Below are 18,292 nucleotides of genomic sequence, written 5' to 3' on the forward strand. Positions count from 1 at the left end.
GACTACCTATCGCACCGGGGCCCGCCCTGCCTCAGAGCTGCTCGATCACGCTGGCCGGCGACTGAAAACGTAGGTCGTGCGCCTCGGCGACACTGGCGCAGGTGATGATGCCGCGCGCGACATTGAGGCCAGCGAGCAGGTGGGGATCCTCCTGCAAGGCTCGTCGCGTACCCTTTTGCGCCAGCGCCACGACGAACGGTAGCGTGGCGTTGTTGAGTGCCAGGGTCGAGGTGCGCGCCACCGCACCCGGCATGTTGGCCACGCAGTAATGCACCACATCATCGACCACATAGGTGGGCTCGGCATGGGTAGTGGCGCGCGAGGTTTCGGCGCAACCGCCCTGGTCGATGGCGACATCCACCAGCACTGCGCCCACCTTCATCTGCCGCACCATCTCCGCAGTGATCAGCTTGGGTGCGGCGGCGCCGGGAATCAGTACCCCGCCAATCACCAGATCAGCAGCCAACACCTGCTCGCGCACCGCCGCGCGGGTGGAATAGAGCGTGTTGATGCGATTGCCATACTGGGCATCGAGCCGGCGCAGTGCGTCGACGCTCTTGTCCAGCACCGTGACATCGGCGCCAAGGCCAACCGCCATGGCCAGGGCATGGCTACCGACCACGCCGCCACCGAGAATCACCACCTTGCCCGGCGCCACGCCCGGCACACCGCCCAGCAGGACGCCGCGCCCACCGCGGGCCTTTTCCAGGCAACCGGCGCCGGCCTGGATCGACATGCGTCCGGCCACTTCTGACATCGGCGCCAACAAAGGCAGGCGCCCCTGTGCATCGGTCACCGTTTCATAGGCGATACAGGTGGCACCGCCGGCCATCAGCTCTTCGGTCTGCGCCCGGTCCGGCGCCAGGTGCAGGTAGGTGAACAGCGTATGGTGGGAACGCAACCTGGCGCGTTCCACCGCCAACGGTTCCTTGACCTTGACGATCAACTGCCCCTGCTGGAACACCTCGGCCGAGCTCTTCGCGACATGCGCACCGGCCTCAAGGTAATCCTCATCGGCGAAACCGATGGCGGCGCCTGCATGGGTTTCGATCCACACCTCATGACCGAGCGCGCTCAGCTCGGCCACCGACTGCGGCGTGAGACCGACGCGGTATTCGTGGTTCTTGATTTCCTTGGGTACGCCGATTCGCATCACCATCTCCAACCATTGCGGGCCAACAGTCTGAAGTCTAGGAAAGCGTGAGCCGTATCACAGGAAAATCCGCGAGAAAGTTCGCCCGTCCGTCACTGGCCGAACAGCAGGCGCCGCGCCTCGGCCGTGAGCAATGCCTGCGGATCGGCATTCACCTGCTCTACCAGCGCGTAGGCACGCTGCACCGCAGGGCGTGCATCGATGCATTCGAGCCAGGCGGCCATGTTGGGGAAATCCTCCAGCTTCTGCTGCTGCATCTTCCACAGCTTGGCCCAGGGATAGATGGCCATGTCGGCGATGGAGTAGTCCCCCGCCACGTAGTCACGCCCGGCCAGTTGGCGATCGAGCACGCCATAGAGGCGCGCGGTTTCCTTCACGTAGCGGTCGATGGCATAGGGGATCGGCTCCGGTGCGTAGCGCACGAAGTGATGAGTCTGCCCTGCCATCGGCCCGAGGCCGCCCATCTGCCAGTACAGCCACTGCAGCACGTCGAAGCGTGCCCGCGTCTCGCGCGGCAGGAACTGCCCGCTCTTGTCCGCCAGGTATTCGAGAATTGCCCCGGACTCGAACAGGGCGATGGGCTCGCCGCCATCGGCCGGCGCGTTATCGACGATGGCGGGAATGCGATTGTTCGGCGCGATCTTGAGAAACTCCGGCGCGAACTGTTCGCCCTTGCCGATGTGCACCGGGACAATACGGTAGTCGAGCCCGGCCTCCTCGAGAAAGATGCTGACCTTGTGGCCGTTGGGTGTGGTCCAGTAGTACAGGTCGATCATTGCTTTTCCTCCACGTGAATCACGGCCCGCTTGACCGGGCCGTGAGTCGCTTCATACGTCTGCAGGATGCGCGCGAACCAGGCGCCCAGCGCCGAATCGTCGGCCCAGGGTTGCGCGCCCAGGCACCATGCCCAGAACAACATGCCGGCCAGCAGGTAGTCGCAGCCGCCGGGCACCTGGCCTTCGAGGAAGGGCTGATCACGCAGCCACATTTCCAGTGGCGCCACGCCCTCACGGAACAGCCGCTCACCACCCTGCGGATCGGCGAACGCCTCCAGACTCATGCCCAGCGCCTTCTCCCGGCTGCTGCGGAAATAGTCGCGATCAGCAGGGTCGATCACCTGCCAGACTCGCGGGATCAACATCTTCAACAGCGGCACGCGCACCATGTGAAAACTCAGGCGCTCGACCAGCCGGGCGCGCTCGGTAGCCAACGCGTCACCGAGCAGAGGCTGCTGCGGATAACGCTGGTCGAGGTAGGCGAAAATGGCCAGGCTGTCATGCACGGTTTCACCGTCATCGATCAGTACCGGCACCAGCTTCTGCCCGGAAAAGGCGATCAGCTCCTTGTCGGTGAAGCGTGTCGGCCGGCTCTGCCAGTCCAGCCCTTTGTGCGCCAGCGCCAGGCGCACGCGCCAGCAGTAGGGCGAAAACACCAGCTCAGGGTCGGCGCCGCACAGCTCGAACAATTCCCGCATATCAGCTCCTTTAAAAACCAGTCAGTCCAGAATTGGACGAAGAAAAATCTGCGCAACACCGTTCATACGCACTCCAGGCTGGCCATCACCACCGCCACGGTGGCGCGAATCGAGTCCGCTGGCACTGCGGATTTCACCTGGGTACGCAGCCCGCTCATCACGCACTGCAGGTAGCCGGCACGGGCCGCGAGGCCCTGAGCGTTGCTCAGCTCCCCGCAGGCCACGGCGCGTTCGAGCGCCTGCTGGAAAATCTGGCAGATGCCAGTCGTGGCCTGTTGCAGCACCGGCACCAGAGCCGGCTCCGACAAGGAGAATTCATTGGCGACGTTGACCAGCATGCAGCCCCGCGGCACGCCATCGGGGCCGTCGTCCTCCAGCACGCTGAGCAGGCGCTCGCGGATAAAGGCGAGCGGCGAGGCGCTGGCCTGCAACTGCTCCAGCAGCAGAGCGCGGCGCTGCGCCACATACAGGCTGAAGGCCGCGACGAACCAAGCCTGCTTGCTCGGATAGGTCTGATAGAGGCTGCTCTTGGACAGCCCGGTGGCCGCCTGCAGGTCCTGCAGCGACGCGGCTTCATAACCGCGCTGCCAGAACAGCTGCATGGCATTTTCCAGGGCCCGGTCCGGGCAGAAGTTTTTGGGGCGTCCACGTGTCGTCATATGCCGAATTTAGAACCAATCGGTCCAAATAATCAACACGATCTGCGTACCGCTACCGATATCCAGTGACCGATGAGTTCCGGTAGGCTTCATGCATCGCTTCAGATCAGGCTTCGTATGCCCCGCCTTCGCCTCCGTCAATCACTGCGCCGCCTCTGGGCACTGGACAAGTTCAGCGCCAGTCTGCGGGTATTCATCGCCCTGGCCGGAGCCCTTTCGCTGTGCTGGTGGCAGGGCTGGATGCATGGGCTGATCCCGCTGTTTCTCGGCATCATCGCCAGCGCCCTGACCGAGACCGACGACAGTTGGCAAGGCCGCCTCGGCGCGGTGCTGGCCACCCTGGCCTGCTTCAGCGCAGCAGCCTATGCGGTGGAGTTCCTCTTTCCCTATCCCTGGCTGTTCGTTATCGCCCTGGCCTTTTCCGCCTTTTGTCTGACCATGCTCGGCGCGCTCGGCGAGCGTTTCGCCACACTGGGTTCGGGCACGTTGATCCTCGCCGTATACAGCATGATCGGCGTCGAGCAGCGCGGCGGCGTCGCCGGCCTCTGGCTGGAGCCACTGCTGCTGGTAGCAGGTGCCGCCTGGTACGGCCTGCTTTCGGTGGTCTGGCACGCGCTGTTCGCTCATCAGCCGGTGCAGCTCGCCCTGGCCCGACTGTTTCGCGAACTGGGCAAGTACCTCAAGCTCAAAGCGGCGCTGTTCGAACCCGTGCGCCAGCTGGATGTGGAGCAACGCCGCCTGGAGCTGGCTCAGCAGAATGGCCGCGTGGTCTCAGCACTCAACGCGGCCAAGGAGATCATTCTGCACCGGGTCGGTGGCGGTCGGCCGGCGCCGAAGGTCAATCGCTACCTGAAGCTGTACTTCCTCGCCCAGGACATTCACGAGCGCGCCAGCTCGTCGCATTACCCCTACAACGAACTGGCTGAAGCCTTTTTCCACAGCGATGTGCTGTTTCGCTGCCAGCGCCTGCTGCGCCTGCACGGCGAGGCCTGCCAGCGCCTGGGCAGCGCCATCGAGTTGCGCCAGCCCTTCGAATACCGCGAACTATGCAGCCAGGCCCTGGAAGATCTGCATGCCTCGCTCGATCACCTGCACCTGCAGAGCAACCCGGCCTGGCGCCGCCTGCTACGCTCGCTCGGTGCATTGGCCGGCAACCTCGCCAGCCTCGACCTGCTGCTCGGCAACGCCAGTAACCCCGACGCTCTGGCCGATGAGCAGGACAGCAGCCTGCTGGACCGCGAGCCGCATTCGTTGCGCGAGGTCATCGAGCGGATCGGCCAGCAACTGACTCCCACTTCGCTGCTGTTCCGCCACTCGCTGCGCCTGTCCATTGCCCTAGCGGCCGGTTACGGCCTGCTGCATTTGATCCACCCGACCCAGGGTTACTGGATTCTGCTGACCACCCTGTTCGTCTGCCAGCCGAACTACGGCGCCACGCGCCTGAAGCTGGTGCAGCGTATCGTCGGCACCCTGATCGGTTTGGGCCTCGGCTGGGCATTGTTCGATCTGTTCCCCGACCCGCGTATCCAGGCACTGTTCGCCGTGATCGCCGGGGTCGCCTTCTTCGCCACACGCAGCACCCGCTATACCCTGGCCACGGCGGCGATCACCCTGCTGGTACTGTTCTGCTTCAACCAGATCGGCAATGGCTATGGTCTGTTCCTGCCGCGCCTGGTCGACACCCTGCTCGGCGGTATGCTGGCCGGGCTGGCGGTATTCCTGATCCTGCCGGACTGGCAGGGTCGACGGCTGGGGCGCATGCTGGCAAGCACACTGAGCTGCAACAGCGCCTACCTGCGGCAGATCATCGCCCAATACGCGCGCGGCAAGCGTGACGACCTCGGCTACCGCCTGGCCCGGCGCAACGCGCATAACGCCGACGCCGCGCTATCCACCACTCTCGGCAACATGCTGATGGAGCCCGGCCACTTCCGTAAGGACGCCGACCTCGGCTTTCGCTTTCTGGTGCTATCGCACACCCTGCTCAGCTATCTGTCCGGGCTCGGCGCCCATCGTGGCGAGCAGTTGCCGCAGGCGGCTCAGGCACAACTGCTAGAACAGGCCGAAGCGCTGGCGGTCAGCCTCGATGCAATCGCTACCGGCCTGCGCGGCGAGCAGCCGCTGGCCATCCACAGCGACGAGGAACAGGCGCTGGCACAGAGCCTGGAGCAGATTGCCGATGACGTAGACGAACGCCAGCGCCTGGTGCAGACGCAACTGGCGCTGATCTGCCGCCAACTCGCGCCGCTGCGTACCTTGGCCGTGCATCTGCAGAAGGATCGCCACTAGCAGGTTCATGGGGCTTTCTGCCACTATCTGACGACGCCGAGCTCCCAGACCTTGCCCATGCCAGCCAATCGACACACCGCCCTCGCCTACCTGGTCTCGCTGCCGGGTCTGCTGTTGGTGTGCAGCCTGCTTTTGGCCAGCCAGGCCACCCTCGCCAGTGCGCGCCTGGACGATAGCAGCGCAGCACAGGATCTCTACGGCCTGGTCGACTTTCTCGCCGATCCCCAGAGCACCCTGAGCCTGGACGACGTTCGCGCTGTCGATGCCCCTTTCCAACCCTCGCTGGACCGCCGTGACCTCAGCTTCGGCTACGTGCCGGGGGTGATCTGGCTGCGCCTGGCGCTGCAATCGGATGCCCAGCAAACAAGCGTCTGGCGCCTGGAGCTGAACTACGCCTCGCTGGACGAGGTGCGTCTGTACGACATCGGCACCGATGGCGTGCGCGAGTCGCGCAGCGGCGACACCGTGCCCTACGTGCAGCGCAGCGTCGGCCATCGCAACCCGGTATTCGAGATCACTCTGCAGCCCGGCGAACAACGCACGCTGTACCTGCGCGTCGACTCGCGTGGCAGCATGACCCTCAGCGGCGCCCTGATGTCTGCCCGCGATTTCGAGCAACACAGCCAGAACGGCTATCTGGTGCACGCCATCTACTTTGGCGTACTGATCGCACTGGGCCTGTACAACCTGCTGCTGTTTCTCGCCCTGCGCGAGCGGCCTTTCCTCAATTACGTGCTGTTCATGTGCGCCTTCGCCCTCAGCGTGCTGTCGCTCAATGGCCTTGGCGCGCAGTATCTGTGGTCCGAAGCTGCGCCCTGGAGCAACCGCATGCTGCCGGTAAGCCTGACGACGGCGGCGCTGCTATCAGTGGTTTTTGCGCGCAGCTTCCTCGATACCCGCCAGTGGCTGCCGCGCTGGGACAAGGGCCTGCTGATGCTGTCCATCGCCATCGGTGGGGCCGTATTGGTCAGTATGCTGCTACCACTGCAGCGCGCGCTGCAGCTGATGTCGCTGACCGGCCTGATCGCCACCCTGACGCTACTGCTCACCAGTTTCGTCTGCGTCGGCTACCGCGTACCCGGCGCTCGCCTGTTCGCCCTGGCCTGGCTGATGTTGCTGACCGGCGCAGTGCTGTTGGCGCTGCGCAACTTCGCCCTGATTCCGTCGAACTTCCTGACCCTGTACGCCATGCAGATTGGCTCGGGGCTGGAGATGATCCTGCTGTCCTTCGCCCTGGCAGCCCGTTTCAACGAACTCAAACGCCAGCGCGAGGCCGCGCTGCAACTCAACGAACAGATCCTCGCCAAACGCGTCACCGAGCGCACCATGGCGCTGGAGCAGGCCAACCAACGCCTCAGTGAGCTGGCCCTGCAGGACCCACTGACGGGCCTGGCCAACCGCACCGCCCTGCAGCAACATCTGGAGCAGGCACTGGCGCGCAGCCTGCGACGCAATGAATTGCTCGCGGTGATGCTGATCGACCTCGACGGTTTCAAACCCATCAACGATCAACACGGCCATGGCTTCGGCGACCAGGTACTGGCCGAGATCGCCGGTCGCTTGCGCCAGTACATCCGCGATGCCGACCTGCCAGCGCGTCTGGGTGGTGACGAGTTCGTGGTGATCTGCGAGAACGTGCAATCGGCCGAGGATGCCCAAGACCTGGCCAAACGCCTACTGGAAGGCCTGGACACGCCTATGTACCTGGAAGATCGTGCCGTACGTGTCGGCGCCAGCATCGGTATCGCCCTGAGCCACGGCGGCGACGATGCCACTCTGCTGATTCGCCTGGCTGATGCTGCGATGTACCGGGCCAAGGCCGAAGGTCGCAACCGCGTACAGCTGGCCACCCAACAGCTTTGAAGTGGGGCCGCTGCCCCTCTCATCACCCCAAATCCGATAGCCCGCCATGGACAAGAATCAGCTGCTGCAAGACGTGCTCGCCCACCTGCAAGCCGACCTAGAACAGGCCAGCCTCGCCGCTCTCAGCGCCCACGAAGCGGCCACCCACGAAGAGAACGTCGCCGAGAACAAGTACGACACCCTGGGCCTGGAAGCGGCCTACCTGGCCAGCGGCCAGGCGCGCCGCGTCGAAGAACTGCGCCAGACCCTGATCACCTGGCGCCAGTTGCGCCCGCGGCCGTTCGACGAGGTGCAAGGTATCGAACTGGGCGCGCTGATTCTGCTGGCCAGCGAAGACGGTCATGAGCAGTGGCTGTTTCTCGGTCCGCAAGGTGCCAGCATGAAGCTGCAGCATGCCGGGCAGAACATTCAGGTATTGAGCAATGCTGCACCGCTGGGACGCCTGCTACTCGGCAAGCACCCAGGCGACGAAATTACCCTGCCGATGGGCCAGCGGCTGCAGGCCTTCGAGGTATTGACGGTCGATTGAGGGCGCCTCTAAAACCGTAGGCGAGGCAGTCAGCGCAAGGCAAAAACAGGCAAAGAAGCGCAGTTTACGTGTTGTAAATGAGCATTCTGAGCCTGTTTTTAACGCCGCGATGGCAACGCAGGTAGTTTTTAGAGGTGCCATTGAGCGGAACTATCTGCGCCTGGGTTGGGTAATTAACGATGAACCTCACGTTTTGGAGAGCCCGTCATGGAAAAGCCCATCCACAGCCTGCCAGCCCTGTTCAAACAACTCGGCCTGCCCGACGATGCCGCCAGTATCAACGCCTTCATCAGCACCCATTCGCCGCTGCCGGACGCATGTAAGTTGTCCGATGCCCCGTTCTGGACGCCAGCGCAGGCTGCGCTGCTGCGCGAGGAAATTCTCGAAGACGCCGACTGGGCGCCAGTGGTCGATCAGCTCAACGTGCGCCTGCACGGCTGATACCGCGCCTGGCATCAAATACCGGGTCGGACAGGTGGGGTGCGCCGTGCGCACCGTTTTTCCCTATCGCCGAGGCATCGGCGCGCGCGGCACACCCTACAAACTCATCTCGCGCCAGGTCAGGAACATGCGCAGGTCGAACTCGATCTGCGCATAGCCCGGCAGCATGTGGTCGCACAGCTTGTAGAACGCCTTGTTGTGATCGCTCTCTTTCAGGTGCGCCAACTCGTGCACCACGATCATCTGCAGAAAGGCCGGCGCCGCCTCGCGAAACAGCGAGGCAACGCGAATCTCCTTTTTCGCCTTGAGCTTGCCGCCCTGCACGCGCGAGACCGCCGTGTGCAGGCCCAGAGCGCGGTGCGTGAGGTCGAGTCGATTATCGTAGAGCACCTTGTCGATGGCCGGTGCGTTCTTCAGGTGCTCCTGCTTGAGCGCCATGACGTAGCCGTACAGCGCCTTGTCGCTCTGCACTTCATGCCGCCCCGGATAGCGCTGCGCCAGGTAGTCGCCCAACCGATCATCGGCGATCAGCTGACGGACCTGCTGCTGCAAGGCGACCGGATAACCCTGTAGATACTTCAACGATACGATCCCGCGTTCATCTGGACCGTCAGTGTAACGGATGCCGCACTACTCGCTGGGCACCACCCGCAGCAAGCGGCCCTGCGGGTTATCGGTAAGCAGGTAGAGCGCGCCATCCGGCCCGCTGCGTACATCGCGAATCCGCTCGCCCAGCTCTTCGAAGAGGATTTCCTCGCCGGCCAGCATGCCGTCGCGCACACGGATGCGCCGTACGCTGCGCTCGGCCAGGGTGGCTGCGAACAGGTCATCCTGCCAGTCGGGGAACAACTCGCCGCGATACAGCGTCAGGCTCGACGGCGCGACCGAGGGCGTCCAGTGCAGCAGCGGCGCGGTCAGCCCCGGTAGCTCCGTGTAAGGGCTTATGCGCGCGCCGGTGTAATCGATACCGAAGGTCGCCAGCGGCCAGCCATAGTTGTTGCCGGCCTCAATCAGATTGAGCTCGTCCCCCCCGCGTGGGCCGTGCTCGTGACTGTACAGGCGATTGTGCTCGGCATCGAAGAAGATGCCCTGCACGTTGCGATGGCCGAGGCTGTATATCTCCGGCGCGGCACCTTCCTGGCCGATCAGCGGGTTGTCCTGCGGTACGCTGCCGTCTCGGTTCAGGCGCACGATCTTGCCCAGGTGGTTGGCCGGGTTCTGCGCCTCTTCACGCCAGTCGAAACCGTCGCCCAGGGTCAGCACCAGGGTCTTGTCGGCGAGAAAGGCGATGCGCCCACCATAATGCGCGGCGCCGGCCTTGAGCGGCTGGGCGGTGAACAACACCTCGAAGTCGTGCAGTTCGTCATCCACCAGGCGGGCACGCGCCAGACGCGTGTTGTTGGCCTCCTGCGAGCCGTGCGCATAGGTCAGGTACAGCCAGCGGTTATCGCTATAGTCCGGGTCCAGCGCCACTTCCATCAGCCCGGCCTGGGCAGCGATGAAGACCTCAGGCAGGCCTGCCACCGGCTCCGGGTCGACACTGCCATCGGCCTCGATGATGCGCAGGCGTCCGACGCGCTCGGTAACCAGCAGGCGCCCGTCCGGCAGGAAAGCCACGGCCCATGGGTTCTCCAGCCCTTCGCTGAAGGTTTCGATGCGGTAATCCAGGGCCAGCAGCGGCGTACTGACGAACAGGGCGCAGAGCATCAGCGCGCGGGTACTTCTCAACATGGGCAACGCCTTGTCACAGAGATTCGGAAGAAGTCGGTTGCACGCGGTAGCGCACCCGCCGGCCGAGCAGGCCGAACAGCAATGCACCGACGCTGCCGCAAGCCATCAGCCCGAGCGTGCCGAACGGGCTGCGGTCGGCGGCGATCAGCGTCGGCATCGGCGCTACAGCATTGGCCAGCGCCAGTGCCGTCCAGATGGCTGCAGCGCCCGACAGTACGAAAATCAGCCAACGCAGCGGCGGCATACGCCGCGCCAACCAGGCAGCCAATGGCAAGGCAAGCAGAAAACCCAGGGCGCTGAGCAAAGCGAAGGTCGGTGCGAAACCGATCAGATCGAGGCAGGTGGTGCCAACGCGCACATCCAGCGGCATCGGCGCGCCGAGCGCCTGCAAGGCAGCGAGGTTGGTCTGGGTCTGGAAGATCGAGGCGAGCAGCGAGGCCAGCAACACGGCGAGGAGAAAAGCGAGCAACAGACGTGGCTTGCTGGACATGGGTGGCAGTTTCCCGGAACGACAGTCCACGAATTATGGCGCACCCCGCCTGCCCTCACGCTTCGGGAGTTTTACAGGGTTTTACCTCTCGCCGCGTTGCTCACGCCGAGCCCCGTCCATAAAAAGCAGAAGCCCCGCACATGGCGGGGCTCCGGGTCACGCATCAGGCTCAGTTGACCTTGGCGTTCAGCTCACCCTTGGCGTAGCGCTGGTACATGCCTTCCAGGGAGATCGGTTTGATCTTGGAGGCATTGCCGGCGGTGCCGAAGGCTTCGTAGCGGGCGATGCAGATGTCACGCATGGCAACGATGGTCTTGGCGAAGAACTTGCGCGGGTCGAACTCGCTCGGGTGCTCGGCCATCATGCGGCGGATCGCGCCGGTGGAAGCCAGACGCAGGTCGGTGTCGATATTGACCTTACGCACGCCGTGCTTGATGCCCTCGACGATTTCCTCGACCGGCACACCGTAGGTTTCCTTGATGTCACCGCCGAATTCGTTGATTACCTTCAGCCATTCCTGCGGAACGGAGGAAGAACCGTGCATCACCAGGTGGGTGTTGGGGATACGCTTGTGGATTTCCTTGATGCGCTCGATGGAGAGCACGTCGCCGGTTGGCGGCTTGGTGAACTTGTAGGCGCCGTGGCTGGTGCCGATGGCGATGGCCAGGGCATCGACCTGAGTGGCCTTGACGAAGGCAGCGGCTTCTTCCGGATCGGTCAGCAGTTGGCTGTGATCCAGCACGCCCTCGGCGCCGACGCCGTCTTCTTCACCGGCCATGCCGGTTTCCAGGCTGCCCAGGCAACCCAGCTCGCCTTCCACGGACACGCCGCAGGCGTGGGCGAAGGCAACAGTCTGCCGGGTGACAGCGACGTTGTAGTCATAGTCGGCCGGAGTCTTGCCGTCTTCTTTCAGCGAACCGTCCATCATCACCGAGGAGAAACCCAGCTGGATGGAGCGCTGGCACACGTCAGGGCTGGTGCCATGGTCTTGGTGCATGCACACCGGGATGTGCGGGAATTCTTCGATGGCAGCCAGGATCAGGTGGCGCAGGAACGGCGCACCTGCGTACTTGCGGGCACCAGCGGAGGCCTGGACGATGACCGGCGAATCGGTCTTGTCGGCAGCTTCCATGATGGCGCGCATCTGCTCGAGGTTGTTGACGTTGAAGGCCGGCACGCCGTAGCCGAATTCGGCGGCGTGGTCGAGCATCTGGCGCATGCTGATAAGTGCCATGGTGTTTCTGTCTCCCGGTTTGGAGGTCGTTAATCGTGCAAGCCTGCCGCAGGGGCAGGCGTTGTTCAAGTTTCGTCGTGCCGGAGCCTGTGCCCGCGGCCCGTCTCGGCAGCGCCGAAGGTGTTACGGGGCCTTACAGCCGCGGCCGATCAGGTCATCGGTCGCGGTCCAGTAGACCAGGCCTTCCTCACCCTTGGTATGGAAGGACAGGCGTCCGTCGCTGTACAGCGCGCCGGATGCTGCCGGCTCCTGAGTCAGGCGGTAGACGATGTCATCACTGCCCAGGCGTACATCCACCTGGTCGACGCTGCCATTGGCGAAGCGCCACAGCACTTCGGTCTGGCTGTCGCACACCCAGCGATTCCACTGATCCGGCACCTCCGGCTGGCTGCTGCAGGCCGCAAGCAGCAGGGCGGTGACAGCGAGCCCCGCGAGTCTGATACCGATCATTGTTTCTCCTCGTCAGCAACGCTGTTCCGGTGCCGCGCCAGTGGGCTCACCACTGTTTTGCTCGACACGCTGATCATCCTGAGTGGTCGGGGTTTCGATCTGCGCCGGGCTGAACACCTCGCAGGCCGCTTCACGACCACCGCCGGCACAACCTGCCAGCAACATACCAATGACGCTCAAGGCGGCTAACTTATCCATATCGTGACTCCTTGTTCGATGATCCGGTTTTCTACAGACCACCCGTTCACGTCAGGGTTTTATCCGCCGTGGTGCTGGGTGACTCCTTTCACCCTAGCTGGTGTTTATTGTGCGCGTTGCTCGAGCACTTCCACAGCCGGCAGTACCTTGCCCTCGACGAACTCGAGGAACGCGCCGCCACCGGTGGAAATGTAGGAAATCTTCTCTGCCACGCCGTACTTGTCGATCGCCGCCAGGGTGTCGCCACCACCGGCGATGGAGAACGCCGGGCTCTCGGCAATGGCCAGGGCCAGGGCCTTGGTGCCGTTGCCGAACTGATCGAACTCGAACACGCCGACCGGGCCGTTCCACAGAATGGTCTGCGAGGCTTTGAGCATTTCAGCGAACATCGCCGCAGTCTGCGGGCCGATGTCGAGGATCATGTCGTCCTCAGCCACGTCGGCGACTGCCTTGATGGTGGCTTCGGCGTCTTCGGCGAAGGCCTTGGCCACGACCACGTCAACCGGCAGCGGTACGCTGACCTTGGCCGCGATGGCCTTGGCGGTGTCGACCAGATCGGCCTCGTACAGCGACTTGCCCACCGGCAGGCCGGCAGCAGCGAGGAAGGTGTTGGCAATGCCGCCACCGACGATCAGCGAGTCGCAGATATCGGCCAGGGAGTTGAGCACGTCCAGCTTGGTCGACACCTTGGAGCCGGCGACGATGGCCAGCATCGGCCGCGCCGGTTTGTCCAGGGCCTGGCCCAGCGCGTCCAGCTCGGCAGCCAGCAGCGGGCCGGCACAAGCGACCTTGGCGAACTTGGCCACACCGTGGGTCGAACCCTGGGCGCGGTGAGCGGTACCGAAGGCGTCCATGACAAACACGTCGCACAGGGCAGCGTACTGCTGGGCCAGCTCGTCGGTGCTCTTCTTCTCGCCCTTGTTGAAACGGACGTTCTCCAGCAGCACCAGCTCGCCGGCCTTGACCTCGACACCACCGAGGTAGTCCTTGACCAGCGGCACGTCGCGGCCGAGCGCCTTGCTCAGGTAGGCCGCGACCGGTGCCAGGCTGTCTTCCTCGCTGTAGACGCCCTCTTCCGGGCGGCCCAGGTGCGAGCAGACCAGCACGGCAGCGCCCTTCTCCAGCGCCAGCTTGATGGTCGGCAGGGACGCAAGGATACGCGCGTCGCTCTTGACCACACCGTCCTTCACCGGGACGTTGAGGTCTTCGCGGATCAACACGCGCTTACCATTGAGGTCGAGGTCGGTCATCTTCAGAACGGTCATAAATCAGTCCTTCACGGGGGCTGGTTGTACGGAGGAAGTAGATGCAGCGAGAAAATGTTCGGCAACATCGAGCATGCGGTTGGCAAACCCCCACTCGTTGTCGAACCAGGCCAGCAGGTTGACCAGACGCGGGCCGGACACGCGGGTCTGGCTGCCGTCGACGATGGCCGAGTGCGGGTCGTGGTTGAAGTCGCAGCTGGCGTGCGGCAGTTCGGTATAGGCCAGCAACCCCTTGAGTGGGCCACTTTCCGCCGCCTGACGCAGCACGCGGTTGATCTCTTCTGCAGAGGTATCGCGTGCGGTCTGCAGGGTGATATCCAGGCACGAGACGTTGACCGTCGGCACCCGAATGGCCTTGGCCTGGATACGCCCGGCCAGTTCCGGCAGCAAGCGCTCGATACCGCGCGCCAGGCCGGTGGATACCGGGATCACCGACTGGAAGGCCGAGCGCGTGCGGCGCAGGTCTTCGTGGTGGTAGGCATCGATCACCGGTTGGTCGTTCATCGCCGAGTGGATGGTGGTAATGGAGACATACTCCAGACCCACCACCTCATCGAGAAGTTTCAGCAGCGGCACCCCGCAGTTGGTGGTGCAGGAGGCGTTGGAGACCAGTCGCTCGGCACCGCTCAGGCACTGCTGATTGACGCCGTAGACCACCGTGGCGTCGATATCCGCCTCACTGGCCATCGGCTGCGACAGCAACACGCGCGGCGCACCGGCAGCGAGGAACCGCTCGGCATCGGCACGCGTGGTGTACTGCCCGGAGCATTCCAGCAGCAGGTCGATGTCCAGCGCCGCCCAGTCGATGGCCTCGGGCTCGCTCTGGCGCAGCACCTTCACGCAGTCGCCGTTGATGTGCAGGCAGTCGCCATCGACCTTCACCTCGCCGGGAAAACGCCCGTGAGTGGAGTCGAAGCGAGTCAGATACTCAATGCTGGCCTGATCGGCCAGGTCGTTCAGCGCGACGATTTCCAGGCTCGCTGAATTGCCACGCTCGTGCAGCGCGCGCAGCACGCAACGGCCGATGCGGCCATAGCCGTTGAGGGCGACACGATAGGGGCGATTGGACATAAGAGGTCTCGGATGAACGTAGGGTGGATCGCGTTTTATCGAACCACCGGGCGCTGCAACGATGGATGAACAGAGCGCCAGCTACGCGCCCCGATCCACCGCTACAGCGTCGTTCTCAACTCAGGCATCCAGCAGTTCTTCGGCGGTGGCGACGATGTTGTCGACGGTGAAACCGAAGTGCTCGAACAGAGCCGGAGCCGGGGCCGACTCGCCGAAGCTGGTCATGCCGATGATGCGACCTTCCAGGCCCACGTACTTGTACCAGTAGTCGGCATGCGAGGCCTCGATGGCGATGCGCGCACCAACCTGCAGCGGCAGCACGTCCTGCTTGTAGCCAGCGTCCTGGGCATCGAACACGCTGGTCGACGGCATCGACACCACGCGCACCTTGCGGCCGGCAGCGGTCAGTTTGTCGTAGGCGGCAACGGCCAAGCCGACTTCCGAACCGGTGGCGATCAGGATCAGTTCCGGCTCGCCGGCGCTGTCCTTCAGCACGTAGCCACCGCGCGCGACATCGGCCAGTTGCTGGGCGTCGCGTGCTTGGTGCGGCAGGTTCTGGCGGCTGAACACCAGGGCGCTGGGGCCGTCGGCGCGCTCGATGGCGTATTTCCAGGCCACGGCGGATTCCACGGCATCGGCCGGGCGCCAGGTGTCGAGGTTCGGCGTGCCACGCAGGCTGGCCAATTGCTCGATCGGCTGGTGGGTCGGGCCGTCTTCGCCAAGGCCGATGGAGTCGTGGGTGAACACGTACAGCACACGCTTCTTCATCAGCGCGGACATACGCACGGCGTTGCGCGCGTACTCCATGAAGATCAGGAAGGTCGCACCGTACGGCACAAAGCCGCCGTGCAGGGCGATGCCGTTCATGATCGCGCTCATGCCGAACTCGCGCACGCCGTAGAACATGTAGTTGCCGGAGGCGTCTTCAGCGGAGACGCCCTTGCAGCCTTTCCACAGGGTCAGGTTGGAGCCGGCCAGGTCGGCCGAACCACCGAGGAACTCCGGCAGCAGCGGGCCGAAGGCATTCAGCGCGTTCTGGCTGGCCTTGCGGCTGGCGATGGTCTCGCCCTTCTCGGCGACGTCCTTGATGTAGGCAGCGGCTTTCTCGGCGAAGTCGGCCGGCAGCTCACCATCGATGCGGCGCTTGAACTCGGCAGCCAGCTCGGGATGGGCAGCGGCGTAGGCAGCGAACTTGTCGTTCCAGGCGGCTTCGGCGGCAGCACCGGCAGCCTTGGCGTCCCACTCGGCGTAGATTTCGGCCGGGACTTCGAACGGGCCATGGTTCCAGCCCAGGTTGGCGCGAGTCAGGGCGATTTCGTCGTTGCCCAGCGGCGCACCGTGGCACTCTTCCTTGCCCTGCTTGTTCGGCGAACCAAAACCGATGGTGGTTTTGCAGCAGATCAGGGTCGGTTGATCCGTGGTCTTGCGGGCGGTATCGATGGCGATCTTGATTTCTTCGGCGTCGTGGCCGTCGACGTTGCGAATCACCTGCCAGCCGTAGGCTTCGAAGCGCTTCGGCGTATCGTCGGTGAACCAGCCCTCGACTTCACCGTCGATGGAAATGCCGTTGTCGTCATAGAAAGCGACCAGTTTGCCCAAGCCCAAGGTGCCGGCCAGCGAGCAGACTTCATGGCTGATGCCTTCCATCATGCAGCCGTCGCCGAGGAACACGTAGGTGTTGTGGTCGACGATATCGTGCCCTTCACGGTTGAACTGCGCGCCCAGCACCTTCTCGGCGATAGCGAAACCGACGGCGTTGGCGATGCCCTGGCCGAGCGGGCCGGTGGTGGTCTCGACGCCCGGGGTGTAGCCGTATTCCGGGTGGCCCGGGGTACGGCTGTGCAGTTGGCGGAAGTTCTTCAGGTCATCGATGGACAGGTCGTAGCCGGTCAGGTGCAGCAGCGAATAGATCAGCATCGAGCCATGGCCGTTGGACAGCACGAAACGGTCACGATCGGCGAAGTTCGGGTTGCTCGGATTGTGCTTCAGAAAATCGCGCCACAGCACTTCGGCGATATCCGCCATACCCATGGGGGCACCGGGGTGGCCGCTGTTGGCTTTCTGCACAGCATCCATGCTGAGGGCACGAATGGCATTGGCTCGCTCACGACGGCTGGGCATCGCTGAATCTCCTACGGGGGCTGCTTCTGAATGAAGGGGGCGAAAAAAGACGCCTATTTTCGCCCAGCCGGCCCCCGCGGGGCAATGACAGATGGTCGTAGAGACCAAATCAACCTGTCTGCTCGCTCAGCACACTCACCGCCGGACTACCCGGCCCACCCAGGCACGGCGCCTGAAACAGCTCGCCATGCCAGACGCCAGCGAGCGTACGACTGAACACCAGCGACCATACCGCCGCTAGCTGGATCGCCAGCGCCACGCCGACCAGAGTGAAGAAGGTCAGCCCGGTCAGCGCCTGTAGCTCGAAGGTGGCCAGGGCGAAGACTCCGAGCGGAAAGGTGAAGCCCCACCAACCCAGGTTGAAGGGCATGTTGTCGCGGATGTAGTGGCGGGTGAACAGAGTGGCGATCACCAGCCACCACAGCCCCGCGCCCCACAGCGCCAGGCCACCGATCAGGCCAAGGTCACGGGCCAGCTCGGCAGCGCTGGCCAAGGGTGTGCCGACGAACGCCAGCGGCGCGGCCTGGCCCATGCTCAGAAGCCCCAGGCAGCCGGTCGCCAGCGGCCCCAGCGGCAGCCAGCTGGTGGCGGCAAAATCGGTATCCGGCAACTTGTGCAGGGCCAGGCGCAGCAGCACCAGGGTGATCAGCGAGAACGCCAGCGACAGCGACAATCCCCAGAGGATGAAGCCGGCGACCAGCAGTTGCTGCGCGGCCGCAGCGTCCAGGTGCGGTGCCAACGCTCCCGCCGTGCTGGCAGCGACCTCGGGTGCGACGATAGGTAGCAGCCAGACTGCCGTGAGCTTTTCCAGTGCGTGATGCTGGCGGGTGAACATCAGATAGGGCACCAGCAGGGCGCCGAGCAGCGCCAGCGCCGCATCCAGCCACCACAAGGCATGCGCCAGCGCATAGACGCCCTCGCCCCAACGCGGGACGCCGAACAGCAACAGGCCCTTGATCAGCACCGCCAGACCCATCGGGATCGCGCCGAGAAACATCGACTGCACCGGGTGCAGCAGCATCGGCCATACGGTGTCGCGAAACAGTGCCAGGCGCAGCAGAAACAGTGCCATGAACAGGACGAACAGGCTGACAGCGAAGAACCACAGGCCTTCGGCCAGTAGCGCCAGACCAGGCAGACGCCAGGGAAGATGGGCGATAACCAGTGCCAGCACACCGGTGCCCATGGTCATGGCGAACCAGTTGGGCGTGAAGTGACGAATGAATGCGAGCGGCTCGGGCAAACGACTGAAAGGGCGCGGCATGAATCGGGTTGTCCCGTGACATGAGTGATAGCGCAAGGTTAAGAATTGGCTTGCCATATT

General features: G+C 64.0%; 18 protein-coding genes. 4 read left to right on the plus strand and 14 right to left on the minus strand.

Annotation, left to right across the window (positions count from 1 at the left end; all coding sequences use genetic code 11):
- Positions 1-31: 31 nt before the first annotated feature.
- The 4 genes from ald to CDO35_RS05055 form a co-directional block, all read right to left on the minus strand.
- Entirely contained in the window at positions 32-1,153 is a 1,122-nt protein-coding gene (gene ald, locus CDO35_RS05040) for an alanine dehydrogenase (RefSeq protein ID WP_099522854.1), read from the minus strand.
- A 92-nt stretch (positions 1,154-1,245) separates the two neighbouring features.
- Complete coding sequence (locus CDO35_RS05045; RefSeq protein ID WP_099522855.1) at positions 1,246-1,929, minus strand: glutathione S-transferase N-terminal domain-containing protein; 684 nt, start codon at positions 1,927-1,929, stop codon at positions 1,246-1,248.
- A complete protein-coding gene (locus CDO35_RS05050; protein ID WP_099522856.1) occupies positions 1,926-2,627 on the minus strand; it encodes a glutathione S-transferase family protein in 702 nt (233 codons plus the stop codon). The genes CDO35_RS05045 and CDO35_RS05050 overlap by 4 nt, the downstream gene beginning before the upstream one ends.
- Before the next feature lie 62 nt (positions 2,628-2,689).
- Positions 2,690-3,229, minus strand: a complete 540-nt coding sequence (locus CDO35_RS05055; protein WP_099522857.1) for a TetR/AcrR family transcriptional regulator — start codon at positions 3,227-3,229, stop codon at positions 2,690-2,692.
- A 174-nt stretch (positions 3,230-3,403) separates the two neighbouring features.
- Here CDO35_RS05055 and yccS point away from each other — a divergent pair, with 174 nt between their 5' ends.
- From yccS to CDO35_RS05080, 4 genes are all read left to right on the plus strand, one after another.
- Positions 3,404-5,575 carry a YccS family putative transporter gene (gene yccS / locus CDO35_RS05060; RefSeq protein WP_099522858.1) on the plus strand — a complete coding sequence of 724 codons (2,172 nt, stop codon included), beginning with the start codon at positions 3,404-3,406 and terminating at the stop codon, positions 5,573-5,575.
- 57 nt (positions 5,576-5,632) lie between these two features.
- A complete protein-coding gene (locus CDO35_RS05065; protein WP_099522859.1) occupies positions 5,633-7,438 on the plus strand; it encodes a diguanylate cyclase in 1,806 nt (601 codons plus the stop codon).
- A gap of 46 nt (positions 7,439-7,484) precedes the next feature.
- Positions 7,485-7,967, plus strand: a complete 483-nt coding sequence (locus CDO35_RS05070) for a GreA/GreB family elongation factor (protein WP_099522860.1) — start codon at positions 7,485-7,487, stop codon at positions 7,965-7,967.
- Between the two features lie 207 nt (positions 7,968-8,174).
- Positions 8,175-8,408, plus strand: a complete 234-nt coding sequence (locus CDO35_RS05080; protein ID WP_099522861.1) for a DUF2789 domain-containing protein — start codon at positions 8,175-8,177, stop codon at positions 8,406-8,408.
- Positions 8,409-8,504: 96 nt separating this feature from the next.
- Here the strand turns inward: CDO35_RS05080 and CDO35_RS05085 are convergent, their stop codons facing one another.
- From CDO35_RS05085 to CDO35_RS05130, 10 genes are all read right to left on the minus strand, one after another.
- Positions 8,505-8,999, minus strand: a complete 495-nt coding sequence (locus CDO35_RS05085) for a YgjP-like metallopeptidase domain-containing protein (protein WP_166432383.1) — start codon at positions 8,997-8,999, stop codon at positions 8,505-8,507.
- A 39-nt stretch (positions 9,000-9,038) separates the two neighbouring features.
- On the minus strand, positions 9,039-10,139 hold the full coding sequence (locus CDO35_RS05090) for a PQQ-dependent sugar dehydrogenase (RefSeq protein WP_099522863.1): 1,101 nt from the start codon (positions 10,137-10,139) through the stop codon (positions 9,039-9,041).
- A 13-nt stretch (positions 10,140-10,152) separates the two neighbouring features.
- Positions 10,153-10,629: a hypothetical protein gene (locus CDO35_RS05095; RefSeq protein WP_099522864.1), complete on the minus strand. Its 477-nt coding sequence runs from the start codon at positions 10,627-10,629 to the stop codon at positions 10,153-10,155.
- A 169-nt stretch (positions 10,630-10,798) separates the two neighbouring features.
- Positions 10,799-11,863, minus strand: a complete 1,065-nt coding sequence (gene fba / locus CDO35_RS05100; RefSeq protein ID WP_037003821.1) for a class II fructose-bisphosphate aldolase — start codon at positions 11,861-11,863, stop codon at positions 10,799-10,801.
- Positions 11,864-11,986: 123 nt separating this feature from the next.
- Positions 11,987-12,313 (minus strand): MliC family protein, encoded by a 327-nt coding sequence (locus tag CDO35_RS05105; RefSeq protein WP_099522865.1) that lies wholly within the window; start codon positions 12,311-12,313, stop codon positions 11,987-11,989.
- A gap of 12 nt (positions 12,314-12,325) precedes the next feature.
- Complete coding sequence (locus CDO35_RS05110) at positions 12,326-12,511, minus strand: hypothetical protein (protein ID WP_074936669.1); 186 nt, start codon at positions 12,509-12,511, stop codon at positions 12,326-12,328.
- A 104-nt stretch (positions 12,512-12,615) separates the two neighbouring features.
- Positions 12,616-13,776, minus strand: a complete 1,161-nt coding sequence (locus CDO35_RS05115; RefSeq protein ID WP_099522866.1) for a phosphoglycerate kinase — start codon at positions 13,774-13,776, stop codon at positions 12,616-12,618.
- A gap of 3 nt (positions 13,777-13,779) precedes the next feature.
- Positions 13,780-14,847, minus strand: a complete 1,068-nt coding sequence (gene epd / locus CDO35_RS05120) for an erythrose-4-phosphate dehydrogenase (RefSeq protein ID WP_099522867.1) — start codon at positions 14,845-14,847, stop codon at positions 13,780-13,782.
- 120 nt (positions 14,848-14,967) lie between these two features.
- A complete protein-coding gene (tkt, locus tag CDO35_RS05125) occupies positions 14,968-16,968 on the minus strand; it encodes a transketolase (protein ID WP_099522868.1) in 2,001 nt (666 codons plus the stop codon).
- 109 nt (positions 16,969-17,077) lie between these two features.
- On the minus strand, positions 17,078-18,232 hold the full coding sequence (locus CDO35_RS05130) for a TDT family transporter (protein WP_099522869.1): 1,155 nt from the start codon (positions 18,230-18,232) through the stop codon (positions 17,078-17,080).
- Positions 18,233-18,292 lie beyond the last annotated feature (60 nt).

This window comes from Pseudomonas sediminis, from assembly GCF_002741105.1.
Taxonomy (GTDB): domain Bacteria; phylum Pseudomonadota; class Gammaproteobacteria; order Pseudomonadales; family Pseudomonadaceae; genus Aquipseudomonas; species Aquipseudomonas sediminis.